The organism is Musicola keenii, from assembly GCF_014855505.1.
GTDB lineage: Bacteria > Pseudomonadota > Gammaproteobacteria > Enterobacterales > Enterobacteriaceae > Musicola > Musicola paradisiaca.
In genome coordinates this window covers 31,871-49,990 of sequence record NZ_JAAWVW010000012.1, presented here as the reverse complement: position 1 = coordinate 49,990, position 18,120 = coordinate 31,871, and the positions used below count along the sequence as shown (strand labels likewise).

Genomic DNA, 18,120 nt, shown 5'->3' with positions numbered 1-18,120 from the left:
AAATCCTGCATTTTGTAACCACGCGCCGATGCCTGCGCCATAACGCGGCGTCGCCCGCTTCCCAGCGTGTTTGGCTGCGCATAATGCCGCAACAGCGCCTATAATGGCCGACCGCCGACCGCGGGGTTCAGCCAAAAATCAGTCAATGGGAGAAGTGAAGTGGAACAGTTCGACGTCGTCGTCATCGGCGCGGGCGCAGCCGGGCTTTTCTGTGCAGCGCAAGCGGGCCAGCGCGGTTTGCGGGTACTGCTGGTCGACAACGGTAAAAAACCGGGCCGCAAAATCCTGATGTCCGGCGGCGGGCGCTGCAACTTCACCAACCTCTATACGGAACCCGCCGCCTATCTGTCGCAGAATCCGCATTTTTGCAAATCCGCGTTGGCGCGTTACACCCAGTGGGATTTTATCGATCTGGTGAATCGGCACGGTATTGCTTACCACGAAAAAACCCTCGGTCAGCTGTTTTGCGACGACTCCGCGCAGCACATTGTCGATATGTTGATAAAGGAGTGCGAAGTCGGCAAGGTGACGCTACGCATGCGCAGCGACGTGCTGTCGGTGGAAAAAACCGATCAATTTCTTATCGGGCTGAACGGCGGACAAGTCGCGGCGCCGTCACTGGTTGTCGCTACTGGTGGGCTTTCTATGCCAGGGCTGGGCGCATCGCCATTCGGTTATCAGTTGGCGGCGCAGTTTGGATTGAATGTCCTGCCAACCCGCGCCGCGCTGGTGCCGTTGACCCTGCACAAACCGTTGCTGCAACAGCTTCAGGCGCTTTCCGGCGTGTCCGTACCTACCGTGGCGAGCGCCGAAGACGGCACAACATTCCGTGAAAATCTGCTGTTCACACATCGCGGGCTGTCTGGCCCAGCCATTTTACAAATTTCCAGTTACTGGCAGCCGGGCGAGTTCATCACCCTTAACCTGTTGCCCGGCCAGGATCTGGCCGCCCTGCTGGACGCGGAACGCCAGGCACATCCCAACCAGAGCCTGAAAAACACCCTGGCGCAGTGGTTGCCCAAACGGCTAGTGGAAAGCCTGCAAGCACTGGAGCAACTACCGGATATCACATTGAAACAGCTCAACAAACCGCAATTGACTCAGGTGGAAACTACGCTGCAACAGTGGCAGCTCCAACCCAATGGCACCGAGGGCTACCGGACGGCGGAAGTGACGCTGGGCGGCGTGGATACTCGCGAGTTGTCGTCAAAAACCATGGAAGTCAACAACGTACCAGGCCTCTACTTTATTGGTGAAGTGGTGGATGTCACTGGCTGGCTCGGCGGCTACAACTTTCAGTGGGCCTGGAGCTCTGCCTGGGCATGCGCGCAAGCATTGATACCGCAAGATAAATATCCACCGGCCCACGGTTCTTAAGCATCCGCATCAGGGGGTTGCACGGTACCCAGACGATGTTTTCCCGCCTGATATTCCTGCAGCCACCCCGGCACATCCGACGCTTTCATCGGGCGGGCGAACAGATAACCTTGTGCAATACGACCGCCCAGTTTGCCGATCAACGCGCTTTGTCCTTCGGTTTCCACCCCTTCCGCCACTACCTCCAGTTTCAGGCTGCGGCCAATGCCGACCACCGCTTCAACCAACGCCTGGAGACGCTCTTCGGACTCACACTTGTCGATAAAACTACGGTCGATTTTGACTTCAGTCACCGGCAGGTTCACCAGATTAGAGAGATTGGAAAAACCGGTACCGAAGTCATCAATCGAAACACCAATGCCGTTGGCGCGGATACGATGCACCACAGCCAGCATATCCGGCGTCAGCGCCATCGCGGCGCTCTCGGTAATCTCGATAGTAAGGCGCTCGCCGGTCAGGGAAAAATTTTGCAGGATTGAGGTGATCGTCTCCGGCAGATCGCGATGAAAACAGAGCGGAGAAAAATTCACCGAGACCACCGGCACTCTCGCCCCAGCGAGATCCCACAACGACAGCTGACGACACGCCTCGCACAACGCCCAATAACTCAGGGCTTCGATCTCGCCGATATCTTCCGCCAGCGCAATAAATTTACTGGTCGGGACATTGCCGAAGACGGGGTCGTACCAGCGGGCTAGCGCCTCCATACCGTACAACTCGCCACTGTCCAACCGAATCTGGGGCTGATAATAAAGCTCCAGCTCGCCATTATTGATGGCGCGTTTAAGCGCACCGCCCAATAGCAGCCGCTCGCTGGCAGCCACATTCATGTCGGCGCTGAAAAACTGATAACCACCGCCGGCTTCTTTGGCGCGATACATCGCAACTTTCGCGTTATCCAGCAACGTCTCACGATTACTACCGCCCTCCGGATAGTGGCTGATCCCCACGCTGGCCGACAGGCTCAACCGGTGCCCATCCAATTCGACCGGCTGGTTGATGGTTTCACGTAACTGCTCCGTCATCAGCGATGCCCGATGCGCTGAACAGTCCGGCGCCACGATCACGAAACGATCGCCTTCCGGCCGGCTCAGCCACTCGCCTGCACGCAAAAAAGCCTGCAGACGATGCGTTACCGCCACCAGCACCCTATCACCGGCTGCATGACCAAAGGCTTCATTGATATCCTTGAACCGATCAAGACCGACGGAAAACAGGGTGACTTCTCTTGTTGGCTGCTGGGAAAGGATGTCATCGAGATAACGTTGCAGATGGTATTGATTGGGCAGGCCGGTCAGCGGGTCGTATTGCACCAGTTGAACCATACGCTGTCGATTCTCTTCCTGCTCTATCGCCAGCGAGCACAGGTGCGTGCAGGCATCAATGATGCGTTCATGAAACAACGTCGGCTGCCGCAGTTCGCGGGAATAGAATGCAACCGTTCCCGCCACGCTGCGGTCGCGCCGCCGTATCGGATAGGACCAACAGGCGCGTAAACCATACGCCAGCGGTATCTGGGAAAACATCGTCCAACTCGCATCATGCTCGATATCGGCGGCCACGACCGGTTCACCGCGCCAAGCGGCCGTACCGCAACTGCCGACACCATCGCCGATCGCCATGCCGGAAACCTGCTGGTTGTAAGCATCGGGCAATTGCGGAGCCGACCAATGCCGTAGTATGCCGCGATGATCGACAGTCATGATGGACGGTATGACATCCGGCACAATCTCCGATACCTGCTGACAGATGTAATCGCCCAGTTCGGCAAACGACAGGCTGCTCACCAGCGCACCAAGAATATCGCGCTCCAGACTGCGGAACTGCTGTTCCTCGGTGATATCGGAGATAACGTTGATCGAATACCCGTAGAATTCGTCGTTTTCGTCGTCGATCAACGGCGAGCTCGCCATTCGCCCAAAAGCCTCCCGGCCATCCCGACAGCGGATCGCCACTTCGGCCTGCCCCCTTGAGCGCCCCCACATGACAGACATCTTTTTCCCGGCACTATCCTGATTATCCAGGGAATATGACATGATGCTGTCCAACGTTTTACCGACGATGTCTTCAAGCGCGTAACCGTACAACCTGCTGAACGAATAATTGACTCTGATCACCCGGCAGGCGTTGTCCAAAAGCATCACCGGACGTTCAGCATTATCGATCGCCAACATCGTCAGGCGATTTTGCCAACGCGCTTCCACATCCAGGGAAACATCCCAGGCCATCAGCATACAATACGCCCGGCCATTAACCTCGACCTTCGACAGCGGTAGCCTGCCCCAGAACTGGCCGCCGTCTTTGCGCTCAAGCAACCATTCACACTTCGTCTTCGCCCCAGCCGTCGAAGCATCCTGATTACCATGGATAGCATCTAGGTAGGCCGGACGACAAACCGGTGCCAGCAAAGACACCACGGGACGGCCCAGCATTTCCTGACGTTCGTACCCCCAGAGGATTTCCGCAGCACGATTAAACAGCAATACGCAGCCAGCATCATTAATAAGGACAACGGCGATTATCGACTGTTCCAGCGCTGACAGTAACACCTGCTCACTATCAGGAATCGTTAAGTATTCCATTCTTTCGCCTCCACTCCACTAATAGTGAGATCCTTATTTCACAATAGATTGTGGCTCTTAACGTCTGAAAATCTCTTAGAAACATAAAAAAAAATGAACAATATTGAGCTAAAGACGTTTAATTCGCCATCATTCTGATAAATACATCCACGTAGCGGCCGATTAAATAAGATCTCATTTCTTTTCTTGGATACTTATCACGCTTTTGTCATGATGTTTACCGAATAAGAACAATAGCTAATAATCAGTAATATTTATTTGTGTTTTATAAAAATACCATGTAGGCAAAATCATTTATCGATAATCTGTTCACTGCCGAAATAAGAAAACTCCACATCCGACATCGCCCGCTTATCCCGAGAGCTGGAAATTGGAAATAATGCCGGAATATCTCTCTTATCTCCACCGAAGATCATCGCTGTAAAAACAAGCACTACGTCACCACCCAATTTGACGCCAAAACATAGGATAATACCGTTTCCTCTGCTTATTTTGTTTGACATTTCACATTAACAACATGTTTTCCTTAACATTATTTTTACTACAAACCAAGGGAAAACAACTTGTGACGCCAGGCTGGGAAAACGACGCTCAATCACGTTCACCGCATTCATACAACTATGGTGGAAAATCTGTCGGGAATACGACGGTGATGAGTGACGATAAGAAAACGGCAAGATCGAACGACCATGAAAAGTGTACTGTTATTCCCCCCAAAAGCGCCCTCTATATCAGTGGGAATGCAGCCTGGTCAGTACATCGACTTGCCGGATATAACCGATATGACAATCATGATAATCGACAAAACCCCTTGTACCAGACGGCGACGAATTCTTGTTTGCAGATATTTATTCATCGCACTTAACCGGCCATCGGCACTGCCGCAAAAATAAACCCATAAAACAGGAGTTATCTTTATATTCCAAACAGGATACCCGTAATTATTGCTAAAAAATAATCGTCTTAATTGAACAATAAATTCTTATCGATCGGTATAACCTATAGAAAAGGAATAATTAACGAGAAGCAGTAATAAATCAAATTCTAACCAAGAATATTTTTAACTCGCGCTAATTGCTGATGCGGAAAAATTTTCAGCTACCTCACTTCCATTACACCCCCTAAACCCATCGTTAAATTAACCATTGCAGACATAAAATTTTCATATCCATTGGCAAAGTCACACCATAAAAAAATTAATTCATTGATTTAATTAGATTAAAAAGACTCACCAATCGACTGAAAGTTCTTCGAACAATACAACCGCCTATAGGCAAAAAACCAGCGACGCTGGCATGATGAAACACTGGCGCCGAACAGCTCATCCATCAGAAAACGAAATCTGTAAAAACAACGAGATGCATATCATGTCCCACACCATTCATGGCAAAACGCTGACGCAGTGGAAAACCGATTTCCCGTTGCTGACCGACCTTATCAATAAACAACCGGTGAATTGGTTCAATCCGGCCACGCACCGTCTGAACGTTGCATTGCACGATATGCCGCTAAGCGCCGCAGATGTGGCCGATGCCAGTCGACGGCTGCAACGTTTTGCGCCTTTTCTCATGCAGGCGTTCCCAGAGCTGGAAGCAAGCCAGGGTATTATCGAATCCGAACTGATACCGATTCCGGAATTTGCCTATGCGCTCGCCGGGCAATACGGGCTGACACCGCCTGACGTTTTACTGAAAAAAGACAGTCATCTGCCGGTTTCCGGTTCGGTCAAAGCCCGCGGCGGTATCTACGAGGTACTGTTCCATGCCGAGCGGCTGGCGATGCAACAAGGTTTACTGCGCGAAAGCGACGACTATCGCCGCCTGCTGGACGCCGACTGCCAGCAACTGTTTCGTCGCCACCGGGTCGCGGTTGGTTCAACCGGCAATCTGGGGTTATCAATCGGTATCGCCAGTGCGCGTCTCGGCTTTGACACCACCGTACATATGTCCGCCGATGCCCGACAATGGAAAAAGGATCGCCTGCGCGCCCACGGCGTGCGCGTTATGGAATACGCCGGCGACTACGGCCAGGCCGTCGCGCAGGGGCGCCATGAAGCCGATAGCGACCCTACCTGCTATTTCGTGGACGATGAAAACTCCACTGCATTGTTCCTCGGCTATGCCGTCGCAGGTGAGCGATTGAAAGCCCAGTTTGACGCGCAAGGACGGGTTGTGGACGAAGAGCACCCGTTGTTCGTTTATCTGCCTTGCGGCGTGGGCGGCGCGCCCGGTGGTATCACGTTCGGCCTGAAGCTGGCATTCGGCGACCATGTGCACTGTATTTTCGCTGAACCCACCGAGTCGCCCTGCATGTTACTGGGCGTCTACACCGGGCAGCACGACCAGCTGTCGGTACAGGATTTCGGCATCGGCAACCACACCGCTGCGGATGGGCTGGCGGTCGGTCGGCCGTCCGGCTTTGTCGGCCGAACCATGCAACACTTGATCGATGGCTATTACACGCTGACGGATGAAGAGATGTATGCGCTGCTGCATCTGATGGACATCACGCAGGGTATCCGGCTGGAACCCTCGGCGCTAGCCGGCGCGCCGGGATTTGTGCGGCTACTGCAGGAAACGCAGGGATACCGGCAACGATCACCGTTAACCCCGCAGTGCTGTCAGCAGGGGACGCATGTGATTTGGGCGACCGGCGGCGGCATGGTGCCAGCGGAAGAAATGGCGGCTTATCTGGCGGCCGGCGCTGCCTGTTACGGGAAATAATCATGCCTCTGCTGGCCTTCACGCCCCAGGATTATTACCGGCTGCCGCGCTGGATAGACACTCCCGAGCTCAACATGCTGTGGGGTGGGCCGACTTATGATTTCCCTCTGACGGAAGCGCAGATCGCAGCGCATCTGGCCAACCCGCAGTTTGTCCCCTACCTGTTCAAGCATCGCAGACAAATAGCCGGTTTTATCGAAATCAGCCGGGTCGAGCCCAGACACTGTCGGCTCTGCCGGGTCTTCATCGACCGGGCGCACCGCGGTCACGGTCTGGCCCGCGTCATGTTGCAGGAAGCGATCCGCCAGGCCGAGCAGCGTTTCGGTGCCCGCGTCATTTCTCTGGCGGTGTTCACCCACAACCACGCCGCACTGCATTGCTACCGCTCGCTGGGGTTTAAAACCTACATGCTCGAACAAGCCACCCGGCAGTTCGACGGACATCCGCTGGAACTGGCCAGAATGCGCTTGACGCTCTAAGCCCGGGCTGGCTGAGCGCCATCGTCCGCCGAATCGAATCCGTCCATGCGCAAACGCGCAACGTGCGTGGCGTCTGTCGGCCTCGCGGGGCTAAGCGTCCGTGTTCGCCGGCGTGCCGCAATCCGGGCAGAAGTGGAAAAACGCATTCTTTTTCAAACCGCAGCCGGTACATTGCGACAACAACTGCAAACCGCAATGCATACAAAACGTCGGCGTATTGCCGTTCTGTAAAATCAGCGGGCGATCGCAGCCGGGGCACTGATTGCGTGCCAGCGCCGACAACGCAGCCTCGTAATGGATGGACTCCTTGCGCTCCTCCTGCGAGGCCGTCTGCTCCTGCCGTTTCTGCTCCAGATAAAGCTGCAACCGGTGCAACAACGCCCGGCCGCCGAAAAACGTCAGCACGACGCCGACGCCATAGCGGATATAGCCGCCAAAGCTGGGCAAATAAGGTACCAGTTCGACGAAAAAGCCGAACAGCGCAAACAGCATGAACCCCCAGACAAACGGCCATTGATTGCTGCGGCGATAACGGCGGAACAGTAGGATCGCCACCGCCAGCAGCGGGCCGACAAACGCCAGCCGAATAAAAAAGGCCTGCAATGCAGCGCGATCTATCGCCTGGATATAACGGGCGTCCGCGTCCTGCTGCAGTTGAGCCAGCGCCTGAGTCACGGGGCTGATTTGCGCCTGCAATTGCCGTTTCTGTTTCTGTAAATCGCTAAGCTGCCCATCAAGCTGTTTTTGCAACGCCAACAGCCGATCAAGCTCACGGGTACGCTTGATCACCTCAGGGTTCTGGTCGGTCAGCTCAGTGCTGCTGCGCGTCACACGCCAGTTGTCAAAACTGGCGCGGGCCTTGGCATAATCATTGCCGGCCGTTTCACGCTCGTCCTGTTTTTCCGACAGCGCAGCATCCAGCTTCTGACGTGCCTCCTGCAACGGCGCCATCCGCTGATTCTGCACATCAACCGCCGCCTGATCGACAAAGCTGCTGCGCACCGGCTCATCGTTCAGCGACGGCAAATCTTCCAGCACGCCGGAGCTAATCATGATCAGGAAATAGGCAAACAGCAGCGCTACTCCCCATTGTCCCAATCGGATCAGGCGCTCCGGCCCGCGTAACGGTTTAAATGCTCGCATGGTTATTCTCACCAATCAGTTTTTATCGTTCAAAACGCATCCGCGGCGTCCAGCGGATATACACCAGCTGCGCCAGCAACTCGACCAGCGTTTGCGTCACAACCACCGCAGGCATCAGCGGCATCGCCCCCGGCACCGTCAACGCCAACGGCAAAATCACCAGCGCATTGCGGGTCGATACGCTGAACACTATCGCACGAGCGGCGGGCGCATCTAGGCCGAACCCCCGCGCCACCATCCATCCTACCGCCGGCATCGCCATGGCAAACAACAGATAGACCGGCAGAACCTGTCGCACGGTTTGCCCCGCCATCGCCAACTGCGGTGTCACAAACGCCGTCACCAGTACCAGCACGACGGCCGTGGCGGGCACCGGCAGTATACCGAGCCAGATGTTGATGCGCGCGCCGGTCGGCGAACGGTTGCCCCAGCGCTGGCACAACCCGGCCAACCCCAGGGGCAACGCAATCAGCGTCAGAAACGCCGCCAGAAACGGCGCGCCGCTGACGGCGATCGCCGCATCATGAAACAGCAGGGTCAGCCATACCGGCAGCAACAGCATTTGCAACAACAGCAGCAACGGCGTAGCGGCCAATAGCAGACGCGAATCCGCGCCGCCCAGCCCGGAAAAAGTCACCACGTAATCCACACAGGGGCACAGCAGCACCATCGCCACGCCGATCGCGACCACCGGCGTCAACGCCACCCAGTGCAATAATCCAGCCACCAGCAACGGTACGGCAATGAAATTGGCGACGCACAGCGCCAGCAAAAAACGGCGATGCCTCAACGCTTGTCGCAGTCGGGACAACGGCAATGGCAGAAAAGTTGCAAACAGCATCAGCGCCAGCGCGGGATTGATGGCCTGAGCCAGCCCGTCTGGAGGCGGCCAGACCCAGGCCAACAGCGCGGCGGCGATCATAGAAGACAAATAAAGGGCGATTTGCCGGCGATCCAGCCAGCCACTCCACGCAGAAGTCGGTAATATCGGCATCCGAGGTTAACTGAATGTGAGAAATACTCCCGACTATGCCATCAATCCCGACCGCGCACCACCGACGGCATCAGGCGCCCCGTCTCGCCATTGACGAATATCTTGTTTTTTCATTGACGGACGTAAAACATCCACGTCATGCTTGGCCCCGGCGCCATATTGCTTACAGAATGAAAAACATCCCGCGCCTCTTATACAGAAAAAACATTCATCTACGATTCGAGCTCGCTTACTTTTATAGCAACACTGAATTTGTTGACTGAGGATCCACTATGTCACTTACGCGCAAAGTATTAACCGGTCTGCTGCTGGCCTCGTTGCCGCTACTGGCCCCCCAGGCTGCCTCCACTTCATGGAGCCTGGAAAAAGTGGTGGAAATCAGCCGCCACGGTGTACGCCCGCCGACGGAAGGCAATATCAAAACCATTCAGGAAGGTACCGGTCGGGAATGGCCGACCTGGCTAACCCGCTATGGCGAATTGACCGGTCACGGCTACGCTGCCGCAGTGCTGAAAGGCCAGTATGAAGGCAGTTATCTGCGCGAAAACGCGCTGCTGACCGGCGCTTGCCCAGCCTCCGGCGAAGTATTTGTCTGGGCCAGCCCGTTGCAACGCACGCAGGAAACGGCCATGGCGCTGATGGATGGCGTCTTCCCCGGCTGCGGCATCACTATCCGCGGTGCGGCAAGCGAAGAGCAGGACACGTTGTTCCACGCCGACGACGCCGGCGTCACGCTGGATGCCGAGCAGGTTCGCGCCGATTTGCAAAAAGCGATGCAGAACAAAACCGCAGCCCAGCTTCAGACCGGTTTCAAACCGGATATCGAACGCCTACAACGCGCAGTTTGCCAGACCGACAATAAACCCTGCCCGGCTTTTAGCGCCCAGTGGGAAGTCAAAGACGGCAAGAAAGGTTATCCGGTACTGAGCGGCCCGGCGGCATTGGCCAACATGGCGGAGACCATCCGTCTGGCGTACAGCAACAACGCGCCGCTCAGCCAGGTGGCTTTCGGCAATGCCCGCAGTGCGGCCGACGTCGGCGCGCTGATGTCGCTGCTGACCGTCAATTATGATTTCACCAACGATCTGCCCTATGTCGCCCGTCGCGGCGCCTCCAATCTGCTGAACCAGATCGCGCTCTCACTGTCGACACAACCGCAGCCGGACGCCCCACCCGCCGCCAAATGGCTGCTGTTTGTGGCGCACGACACCAATATCGCCCAGTTGCGCACCCTGTTGGGGTTCACCTGGAAACAGGCGGAATATCCGCGCGGCAATATTCCGCCGGCGGGCAGCCTGATTTTCGAGCGTTGGCGCAACAATCAGTCTGGCGAGCGTTTTCTGCGCATCTACTTCCAGGCGCAATCGCTGGATCAGATCCGGGCGTTGACACCGCTGGACAGCGGCAACCCGCCGTTACGCAGCGAATTCACCACCGATGGATGTCAGCAAACCGAAGTGGGGACGCTGTGCCCATACGACGCGGCCCTGCAACGTCTTAATGACGCCATCGATCGCACCGCGTTGCTGCCGGTAAGCTATAGTCGCTAAGAAAACAGGCTGCAACCTGGCAACGCCCCCCCCGCAGCGATGCCCTGCGGGGGTGTTTTTTTAACGTCCGTTACGTCCGGCGGCGACCAGCGCCACCAGCGACAACGCCAGCGCAAACAGCACCACCGCCGGCCATCCACCCAACCGCCAGGCCATCATGGCGCCGGAGGAACCCAGCGCGCCGCCGGCAAACATCCCCCCCATAAACAGGGTGTTGATGCGCCCCCTGGCTACGTCCCGCAAGCCGTAAATGACATGTTGATGGGCAATCAACGCGCTTTGCACCCCCAAATCCAGCAACACCACGCCGACGATCAACCCGACCCGCGACGGCCACAAGCCGAACACGCCCCAGGACAGCAGCGTCAACGCGACGCCCGCCAAAATCACCGGCCGATCCCCCAGGCGATCCGCCAACCGTCCGGCCATCGGCGCCGCCATGATCCCCGCCACGCCGATCACCCCAAACAGACCGGCCGCCGCCGCACCCAACGGGCGATCGCCGCTGGCGAGATAGAGCGCCAGTATGCTCCAGAACACGCTGAATGCGGCAAACAAGGCCCCTTGTACTAAAGTGGCGCGCCGCAGCGCCGCCTCTTCACGCCATAACGTCAGCAGCGACGACATCAACGACCGATAAGAAAGCGAGGACGACGCCGGCAAACGCGGCAACATCCCCCCCATCAGCGCCGCGCCAGCCAGCGCCAACGGAGCACCCAGCCAGAACATGGCGCGCCAACCCGCAACGTCCGCCACCAACCCGGCGAGCGTCCGGCTCAACAGAATACCGCTCAACAATCCGCTCATCACGGTACCGACCACGGCGCCGCGTTGCCCCGGCGATGCCAGCGCCGCCGCCACCGGCACAATCTGCTGGGCAACCGTCGCTCCGATGCCGGTTAATACCGAGGCCACCAGCAGCGTCGCCGCCGAGGGAGCCAGCGCCGACATCACCAACGCCAGCGCCAGCAACAGAAACTGCCCGGTAATCAACCGGCGACGTTCATACTTGTCGCCCAGCGGCACCAGCAGCAACAATCCGGCGGCGTAGCCTAGCTGGGTCGCCGTCGGTATCAACGCCGCCGCATCGCTGCCGGGAAAGCTGGCGGTCATCAACCCCAGCATCGGTTGGTTATAGTAAATATTGGCCACCGCGACGCCGCTGGCGGTCGCCATGGCAAAAATCAGCGGTTTCCCCACTCTGGTTTCAACATCGTTCGTTATCGCACTCATTTTCAATCCCCTTACTGGCAGGCCGTCGAACCACCCGGCGGTGTAATACGGCACAGCATAGGCATCCTCACTCCCGCGCTGTAGAGAGGGAAACACCATAAGATTTATGCCAGATTGGAATAGCTGATGAAATTCAGACGATGGGCGATAAACAGCCAGCGACGAACTCGGTGAAGGCCCGCGCCCGGGCTGAGGTCAGGCGGCCGCCGGGATAGACCGCCCACAGCGTCATGGTGCCGATCTGCCAGTCATCCAACACAGTGACAACCCGGCCATCGGCCAGTTCGGGCGCGAACATCCACGCCGACGCAATCGCCAGGCCATTCCCCGCCAGCACCGCTTCCCGCATCCCTTCGGCGGCGGAGGTACGAATACGTCCGGACAGCGTGACCCGACATTGTTGGGCTCCGCGGCTGAACAGCCAGTTCTCCGGCGTAGACGATTGCAAATACACGATCGCGTCCTGCTGTTCGATCTCCGGCGGCGCGGTGGGAACGCCATGCGCGGCAAACCAGCCGGGAGTCGCCAACAATTTCATCGGCGACTCGGCGATACGTCGGGCCGTCAGCCCCGAATCATGCAAATCCCCTAGGCGCAGCGCAACATCGATACCCTCAGCAATCAGGTCGACCGGGCGATCGTCCAGCAGCATGTCGACCTTCAGTTCGGGATGAAGCGCCATAAATTGGTGTAAACGGGGGAAGATATGTAACCGGGCAAAGGTGACAGGCGCCGATACGCGCAGCCGACCGGACAACGGATTACCGCCGACGATGCTGTCCTGTGCGTCACGGATCTCGGTCAAGGCCGGGGCAATCCGCTCGTACAGTCGTTGGCCCGCCTCGGTCGGCGTCAGCCCTCGGGTCGAGCGCAACAGCAGCTTGGTCGCCAGTTGCTGTTCTAGCTGCATCACCGCCTTGGAGACGGCCGGCTGCCCGATACCCATGCGGCGCGCTGCCGCTGAAAATGAACCGCATTCATACACGCAGACAAAAGTTTCCAGCGCTCCCAGACGATCCATCTCCCCCTCCGCTTAATCGCCCTCGGCGTATGCCGTATTCTCCAGCCGTTCCCGCCGTAACCCAGGCAACGCATTCGACAGCAGAAACAGCCCCCCCAGCAGTACCAGCCCCGCGATCAGCCCATCGTTGCCATACCCCTGCATCAGCGCACCGCTCACCAGCGGCCCGCTAAAACTGCCCGCCCCCCACAGCAGGCCGAACAGCGCATTCATCGCCACCAGATCGATGCCCTGGAACCGCTTGCCCGCCCGTACCAACGATAGGGTATAAATACTGCCCGCCACCGCGCCCAACAAAAACACGTTAGCCCAGACCCATCCCGTACCATAACTGAGCGGCAGCGCAATAAGCATCAGGACAAACAGCCCGCCGCAGCACACATGCACTCGCACCGTGCCAAGCCTGTCGGATAGCCAACCCAGCGGCGCCTGCAACAGCGCATCGCCGACAAACAGCACCGTCACCAGCAGCACCGCCAGCCGTTCCTCATAGCCATGCGCCATGCCATACAGAGGCAACATGGCAAGCACGGCGCCATCAAAAAACGCGAACGCAAATACCGCGACAACCAGTGCAGGCGCCGCCAACGCCAGAGAAAACAGATTACTGCGTCGCTGCTCAGGCTGCGCCACACCGGAAAACGACGCCAACGCCGTGATAACCAGACAGACTCCATGCAGCGCGAGAATCAGCAACATGCCGTGCGCATCGCCCGGCCCGCCAAGCGCGATCAGCAACGGCCCCAACAGCTGCAACCCGGTAAACGCCGTGGCGTACAGCCCCACCAACACGCCGCGATGGCGCTCTTCCGTACAACCGCTCACCCAGGACTCGCCGATAACGATGATCAGCCCGCAGAAAAAACCCATCAGAAAACGCGGCGCCAGTAACAACCACACATTATCCAGCCAAAACGACAGCCCCAGACAGCACCCCATGCCCAGCGTCGATATCATCAGCAAACGGCCAATCGGAATACACATCGCCACCCGCGCCGCCGCCAGCGAAGAAACAAACACTCCGACGGCAGGCAATGCGGCGACCACGCCAATCAACGCGGAACCGTATCCCAACGCGGTCAGCTTCAGGGAAACCAGCGGAATCGAGTACCCCTGCGCCAAGCCGACCAGCGAGGCACTGATCATGACAGCCAGGATTGCCATCAATGGGGTACTGCGACCAACGAGCATGACACCTTCTCCGTCAGGCGACCCGCCGCACGGCGGAACGCAAAGTTCAATCCCAATAGCGTCTCCAGCAAAAGAGACAAAGCCTGGCACTATAGCCGATCGCCACGGCCCTTGCCCGATTTCAGCGCACCTCATACGCATCCGCCATGTGTTTTATCCGGGCGGCAATCAACGCCGACCACACGCCCGACAACCGCATTCCCCCCCTGAAGAGACCGATGCCACAACGATGCTGATGTTTTTTATCACTCTTAAGTCTCTCTTAATCCTGACTGGATAGCATGTCATTCATTGAATCCAGTAGGACACCGTCATGAATGTCAACGTGCCGTACCATCTGTTTTGGGCTGATACGTCCGACAGGCAGGCATGCTGTCGCCGTTTCATGCAGCAGGCGTATCAGCGTGAGTTCAACGCCGTCATTCCACATTATTTGCCCTACCAATTGGGCATGACGGCGAATGACGGTTCCCTGGTCGCCGCCTGCGGCGTTATGCCGGCGACCGAAGGGCGCCTGTATCTGGAGAATTATCTGGACGCGCCGGTTGAGCAGCTTGCCAGCCGGCAAGGGCTTGCCCTCGAACGGCATCAATTGGCGGAAATCGGCAACTTTGCGGCCGCAGACGGCGCCAGCGCCCGCATCATGTTCGCCGCGATTTGTCTGGTGATGAACCACAACCGGTTCAAACATATTGCGTTCACCGGCACCCGGAAATTACGCAATATTTTCGCCCGATTAAACCTGGACACCGTGCCTCTGGCCGATGCATACCCGGACGCGCTCGGCAGTGAGGCCGAGAACTGGGGGAGTTACTACACCCAGCAACCCCGGATCATGCTGGGCGATTTGGCGCACGGATACGATAGGCTCAGCAAAAGCAGTTTGTTGCTTTCACTGTTTGCTTCGATTCCTTCATTTCCCTTTCGATTTAAGGAACTGAAACATGATGCTATTTACCGCTATTGAACGTCAGGCCCGCATCAATCCGACGCGCATCGCCCTGAATAACGGCACTCAGCAACTGACTTATCGTCAATTGCATGAACGTATCCGTCAATTGGCCAGCACATTGATAGAACAGAACATCTCCCGTCTGGTGCTGCAATTAGACAACTGTATTGATTGGGCGCTGATCGATCTGGCTTGCCTGAAAGCGGGCATTGTCCTGATTCCGATGCCACTGTTCTTCAGTGCCGAACAACAAGAATGGGTACTGGAAAGCAGCGGCGCCGATGCGCTGATCGGCCCGGCGCGCCCAGGTTGGTGCCCTACGCCGATCGGCTCACTACCGCTTTATCGACGTACCCCACCGCAGCGACCCGCGCTCCCGGACGGCACCGCCAAAATTACCTATACCTCCGGCACCACCGGCCAGCCCAAAGGCGTCTGCCTGAGTCTACGCGGTATGGAACGCACCAGCGAAGCCTTGGCCGAACAGGTGTCGTCGCTGGGTCTGGCTCGCCATCTCACACTGTTGCCGCTGGCGACGCTGCTGGAGAATATCACCGGGCTCTATGTCCCCCTGATGCTGGGAACGGAGAGCGTCATACTGCCGCTAAAACAGGTGGGCTTTACCGGCTCTAGCCAGTTCAATCTGACTGCGCTGGTGCAAACGCTTACCTTCTGGCACCCGCACAGTCTGGTGCTGGTGCCGGAATTGCTCAGGTTATTGACGGCTCAGGCGCAACACCATCCCGCCAGTATAAATACGCTCCGTTTCGTGGCGGTGGGCGGCGGCAAGGTGGCGCACGGCCTGCTATTGCAGGCTCGCCAGTATGGTTTGCCGGTTTATGAAGGCTATGGCCTGTCGGAATGCGGTTCCGTGGTATCGCTGAATACGCCGGGCAATGATCGCCCTGGCAGCGCAGGACGCCCACTGCCGCACTGCCAGGTCAGCTTGTCGGAGCAACATGAAATTATGGTGTCCGGCACCGCGATGTTGGGCTATCTCGGCAGCCAGGCTCCTGCTCAGATGATCGCTACCGGCGACATCGGGCATCTGGACGATGAGGGTTTTCTGTATGTGGACGGCCGTTTGAAAAACGTCCAGATCACGGCATTTGGCCGCAATTTTTCCCCCGAATGGGTCGAAACCGAAGCCACGCTCTACCCGGCCATCGCCAGACTGGTGATCTTCGGTGACGGTTTGCCTGTCAATGTGGCGCTAATACACCCGTTCCCCGGCAGAGAGCGGGAACTGGCGTCACAAATCGCTCAGTTGAACCAGCATCTGCCGGATTACGCCAGAATTCATCGCATCATCATCACCAATCTGATGGATCCCGCACTGATAACCAGCAATGGTCGACCGCGCCGGGCAGACATCTATCAACAATACCAACAACAAATACTGCAAGCCGTTCAGGAGTAAGACATGGGTTTCTACCAACAACTGCAATCGGATACCGCGTCATCACAGCGTCATATGATGGCTGCACCCGTTATCGCCGCCAGTCTTCAGGGCGATATTACGCGGGAAATCTATCTCGCATTTCTGACGCAGGCCTACCACCACGTCAGCCATACCGTTCCCCTATTGATGGCGGCCGGCAGCCGTTTACCTATGAGTCATGAATGGGTACGCGAAGCGATCGCGGAATATATCGAAGAGGAATACGGCCATCAGGAGTGGATTCTCAACGATATCCAGGCTTGCGGCGGAGACGCCGAAGCCGTTCGTCACAGTAAGCCGCACATGTCTGTCGAACTGATGCTTGCGTTTTTGTACAACTGCATCAATCGCGGCAACCCCATGAGTCTTTTCGGCATGGTGCATGTATTGGAGGGTACCAGCGTCAACATCGCCACCCGTGTGGCCGAGTTGCTGGAAAAAAATCTGGGATTGCCCGCCAGCGCCATGAGCTACCTGCATTCGCACGGTTCGCTGGATCAGGAACACCTGAAATTTTTCGCCTCGCTGATGGACAAGGTAGAAGATCGCGACGATCGCTCCGCCATCATCCATTCAGCCCATGTAGTTTACCGACTGTACGGCGATATGCTGCGCAGCCTGACGGAGCACTGATTATGGACCTCAAAGGCAAACGTATTATGCTGACCGGTGCCAGTGGCGGCATCGGCAAGGCGCTGGCGATGGAGCTGGCCGCCAGAGAGGCCCGACTGTATTTGGTGGGCCGTAACGAGCGCGAATTACTTTCGCTACTGCGTCGACTGCCGGATCCCAACCACCACAATATTCTGCTGGCAGACTTGTGTGACGAACAGGATCGCAACGCGCTGGCGGAGTGTTTTCCGGAAACCGCCCGGCTCGATATTTTGATCAATAACGCCGGCACGTCCACGTTTAACCTGTTCGAGAATCACAACCACGACAATATCCGCCAATTGCTGGCGCTCAATACCGAAGCACCGATCCTGCTAACGCAGTCTATGCTGGAGTGCATGAACAATCCCGGCATCATTATGAATATCGGCTCCACCTTCGGTGGCATCGGCTATCCGGGATACAGCGTATATTGCGCTACCAAATTTGCGTTACGCGGTTTTAGTGAAGCCCTGAACCGCGAATTGTCATCTCAGGGAATTAAAGTGCTGTATCTTGCGCCCCGCGCCACGGACACCACGCTGAATTCAGCCGCGGTCAATGACATGAACAAGGCGCTGGGCAACAAGAGCGATCGCCCGGAATGGGTGGCGGAACAAGTTGTGACTGCGTTACAGCAAGAATCTACCCGGCGGTGGCTGGGCTGGCCGGAAAAACTGTTCGTCCGGATTAATGCCTTACTGCCGGCGCTGGTGGACAACATTATCCGTCGCCAGCTTTCCGTTATTCAGCGTTACGCCCGTGACCAGCAAAAATAGGAAC

15 protein-coding genes are annotated in these 18,120 nt (G+C 57.1%); 8 read left to right on the top strand and 7 right to left on the bottom strand.

Going from position 1 to position 18,120, the window contains the following annotated elements:
• Positions 1–159 precede the first annotated feature (159 nt).
• Positions 160–1,377 carry a BaiN/RdsA family NAD(P)/FAD-dependent oxidoreductase gene (locus HEP82_RS13450; protein ID WP_192458546.1) on the top strand — a complete coding sequence of 406 codons (1,218 nt, stop codon included), beginning with the start codon at positions 160–162 and terminating at the stop codon, positions 1,375–1,377.
• Here the strand turns inward: HEP82_RS13450 and dosP are convergent.
• Both dosP and HEP82_RS19995 read right to left on the bottom strand, forming a co-directional pair.
• Positions 1,374–3,959 (bottom strand): oxygen-sensing cyclic-di-GMP phosphodiesterase DosP, encoded by a 2,586-nt coding sequence (gene dosP, locus HEP82_RS13445; RefSeq protein WP_192458545.1) that lies wholly within the window; start codon positions 3,957–3,959, stop codon positions 1,374–1,376. The genes HEP82_RS13450 and dosP overlap by 4 nt on opposite strands.
• Before the next feature lie 290 nt (positions 3,960–4,249).
• Positions 4,250–4,462, bottom strand: a complete 213-nt coding sequence (locus HEP82_RS19995) for a hypothetical protein (protein ID WP_225622467.1) — start codon at positions 4,460–4,462, stop codon at positions 4,250–4,252.
• An 864-nt stretch (positions 4,463–5,326) separates the two neighbouring features.
• On the opposite strand from HEP82_RS19995, the gene dsdA reads away from it, so the two are divergent.
• Together dsdA and HEP82_RS13435 are read left to right on the top strand one after the other, a co-directional pair.
• Positions 5,327–6,682: a D-serine ammonia-lyase gene (gene dsdA / locus HEP82_RS13440; protein WP_192458544.1), complete on the top strand. Its 1,356-nt coding sequence runs from the start codon at positions 5,327–5,329 to the stop codon at positions 6,680–6,682.
• Between the two features lie 2 nt (positions 6,683–6,684).
• Positions 6,685–7,161: a GNAT family N-acetyltransferase gene (locus tag HEP82_RS13435; protein WP_192458543.1), complete on the top strand. Its 477-nt coding sequence runs from the start codon at positions 6,685–6,687 to the stop codon at positions 7,159–7,161.
• A gap of 90 nt (positions 7,162–7,251) precedes the next feature.
• Here the strand turns inward: HEP82_RS13435 and HEP82_RS13430 are convergent, their stop codons facing one another.
• Together HEP82_RS13430 and HEP82_RS13425 are read right to left on the bottom strand one after the other, a co-directional pair.
• A complete protein-coding gene (locus tag HEP82_RS13430; protein WP_192458542.1) occupies positions 7,252–8,304 on the bottom strand; it encodes a zinc ribbon domain-containing protein in 1,053 nt (350 codons plus the stop codon).
• A 22-nt stretch (positions 8,305–8,326) separates the two neighbouring features.
• Positions 8,327–9,298 carry a bile acid:sodium symporter gene (locus HEP82_RS13425; protein ID WP_192458541.1) on the bottom strand — a complete coding sequence of 324 codons (972 nt, stop codon included), beginning with the start codon at positions 9,296–9,298 and terminating at the stop codon, positions 8,327–8,329.
• A 272-nt stretch (positions 9,299–9,570) separates the two neighbouring features.
• Here HEP82_RS13425 and HEP82_RS13420 point away from each other — a divergent pair, with 272 nt between their 5' ends.
• Complete coding sequence (locus HEP82_RS13420) at positions 9,571–10,848, top strand: histidine-type phosphatase (protein WP_192458540.1); 1,278 nt, start codon at positions 9,571–9,573, stop codon at positions 10,846–10,848.
• Between the two features lie 60 nt (positions 10,849–10,908).
• Here the strand turns inward: HEP82_RS13420 and HEP82_RS13415 are convergent, their stop codons facing one another.
• The 3 genes from HEP82_RS13415 to HEP82_RS13405 all read right to left on the bottom strand — a co-directional run bounded on the left by HEP82_RS13415 (position 10,909) and on the right by HEP82_RS13405 (position 14,293).
• On the bottom strand, positions 10,909–12,081 hold the full coding sequence (locus HEP82_RS13415) for an MFS transporter (protein WP_192458539.1): 1,173 nt from the start codon (positions 12,079–12,081) through the stop codon (positions 10,909–10,911).
• Between the two features lie 133 nt (positions 12,082–12,214).
• The gene (locus HEP82_RS13410; RefSeq protein ID WP_192458538.1) at positions 12,215–13,102 is read right to left on the bottom strand and encodes a LysR family transcriptional regulator; all 888 of its coding nucleotides are present in this window, start codon (positions 13,100–13,102) and stop codon (positions 12,215–12,217) included.
• Between the two features lie 12 nt (positions 13,103–13,114).
• Positions 13,115–14,293, bottom strand: a complete 1,179-nt coding sequence (locus HEP82_RS13405; RefSeq protein WP_225622466.1) for an MFS transporter — start codon at positions 14,291–14,293, stop codon at positions 13,115–13,117.
• 313 nt (positions 14,294–14,606) lie between these two features.
• Here HEP82_RS13405 and HEP82_RS13400 point away from each other — a divergent pair, with 313 nt between their 5' ends.
• Genes HEP82_RS13400 through HEP82_RS13385 form a run of 4 tightly spaced genes read left to right on the top strand, consistent with a single transcriptional unit; the run spans position 14,607 to position 18,116 of the window.
• Positions 14,607–15,260: a thermostable hemolysin gene (locus HEP82_RS13400; RefSeq protein ID WP_192458537.1), complete on the top strand. Its 654-nt coding sequence runs from the start codon at positions 14,607–14,609 to the stop codon at positions 15,258–15,260.
• On the top strand, positions 15,238–16,665 hold the full coding sequence (locus tag HEP82_RS13395) for an AMP-binding protein (protein WP_192458536.1): 1,428 nt from the start codon (positions 15,238–15,240) through the stop codon (positions 16,663–16,665). The genes HEP82_RS13400 and HEP82_RS13395 overlap by 23 nt, the downstream gene beginning before the upstream one ends.
• A 3-nt stretch (positions 16,666–16,668) precedes the next feature.
• Positions 16,669–17,319, top strand: coding sequence for a TenA family transcriptional regulator (locus HEP82_RS13390; protein ID WP_192458535.1), 651 nt, complete (start codon positions 16,669–16,671; stop codon positions 17,317–17,319).
• Positions 17,320–17,321: 2 nt separating this feature from the next.
• Positions 17,322–18,116, top strand: a complete 795-nt coding sequence (locus HEP82_RS13385) for an SDR family oxidoreductase (RefSeq protein WP_192458534.1) — start codon at positions 17,322–17,324, stop codon at positions 18,114–18,116.
• Positions 18,117–18,120: the final 4 nt, after the last annotated feature.

Bases quoted from the DNA above. Each gene is read 5' to 3' on its own strand.
- HEP82_RS13435 (WP_192458543.1), top strand. From the start codon at position 6,685: ATGCCTCTGCTGGCCTTCACGCCCCAGGATTATTACCGGCTGCCGCGC.
- HEP82_RS13390 (WP_192458535.1), top strand. From the start codon at position 16,669: ATGGGTTTCTACCAACAACTGCAATCGGATACCGCGTCATCACAGCGT.
- HEP82_RS13395 (WP_192458536.1), top strand. From the start codon at position 15,238: ATGATGCTATTTACCGCTATTGAACGTCAGGCCCGCATCAATCCGACG.
- HEP82_RS13430 (WP_192458542.1), bottom strand. From the start codon at position 8,304: ATGCGAGCATTTAAACCGTTACGCGGGCCGGAGCGCCTGATCCGATTG.
- HEP82_RS13425 (WP_192458541.1), bottom strand. From the start codon at position 9,298: ATGCCGATATTACCGACTTCTGCGTGGAGTGGCTGGCTGGATCGCCGG.
- HEP82_RS13415 (WP_192458539.1), bottom strand. From the start codon at position 12,081: ATGAGTGCGATAACGAACGATGTTGAAACCAGAGTGGGGAAACCGCTG.
- HEP82_RS19995 (WP_225622467.1), bottom strand. From the start codon at position 4,462: ATGTCAAACAAAATAAGCAGAGGAAACGGTATTATCCTATGTTTTGGC.
- HEP82_RS13385 (WP_192458534.1), top strand. From the start codon at position 17,322: ATGGACCTCAAAGGCAAACGTATTATGCTGACCGGTGCCAGTGGCGGC.
- dosP (WP_192458545.1), bottom strand. From the start codon at position 3,959: ATGGAATACTTAACGATTCCTGATAGTGAGCAGGTGTTACTGTCAGCG.
- dsdA (WP_192458544.1), top strand. From the start codon at position 5,327: ATGTCCCACACCATTCATGGCAAAACGCTGACGCAGTGGAAAACCGAT.
- HEP82_RS13410 (WP_192458538.1), bottom strand. From the start codon at position 13,102: ATGGATCGTCTGGGAGCGCTGGAAACTTTTGTCTGCGTGTATGAATGC.
- HEP82_RS13400 (WP_192458537.1), top strand. From the start codon at position 14,607: ATGAATGTCAACGTGCCGTACCATCTGTTTTGGGCTGATACGTCCGAC.
- HEP82_RS13405 (WP_225622466.1), bottom strand. From the start codon at position 14,293: ATGCTCGTTGGTCGCAGTACCCCATTGATGGCAATCCTGGCTGTCATG.
- HEP82_RS13420 (WP_192458540.1), top strand. From the start codon at position 9,571: ATGTCACTTACGCGCAAAGTATTAACCGGTCTGCTGCTGGCCTCGTTG.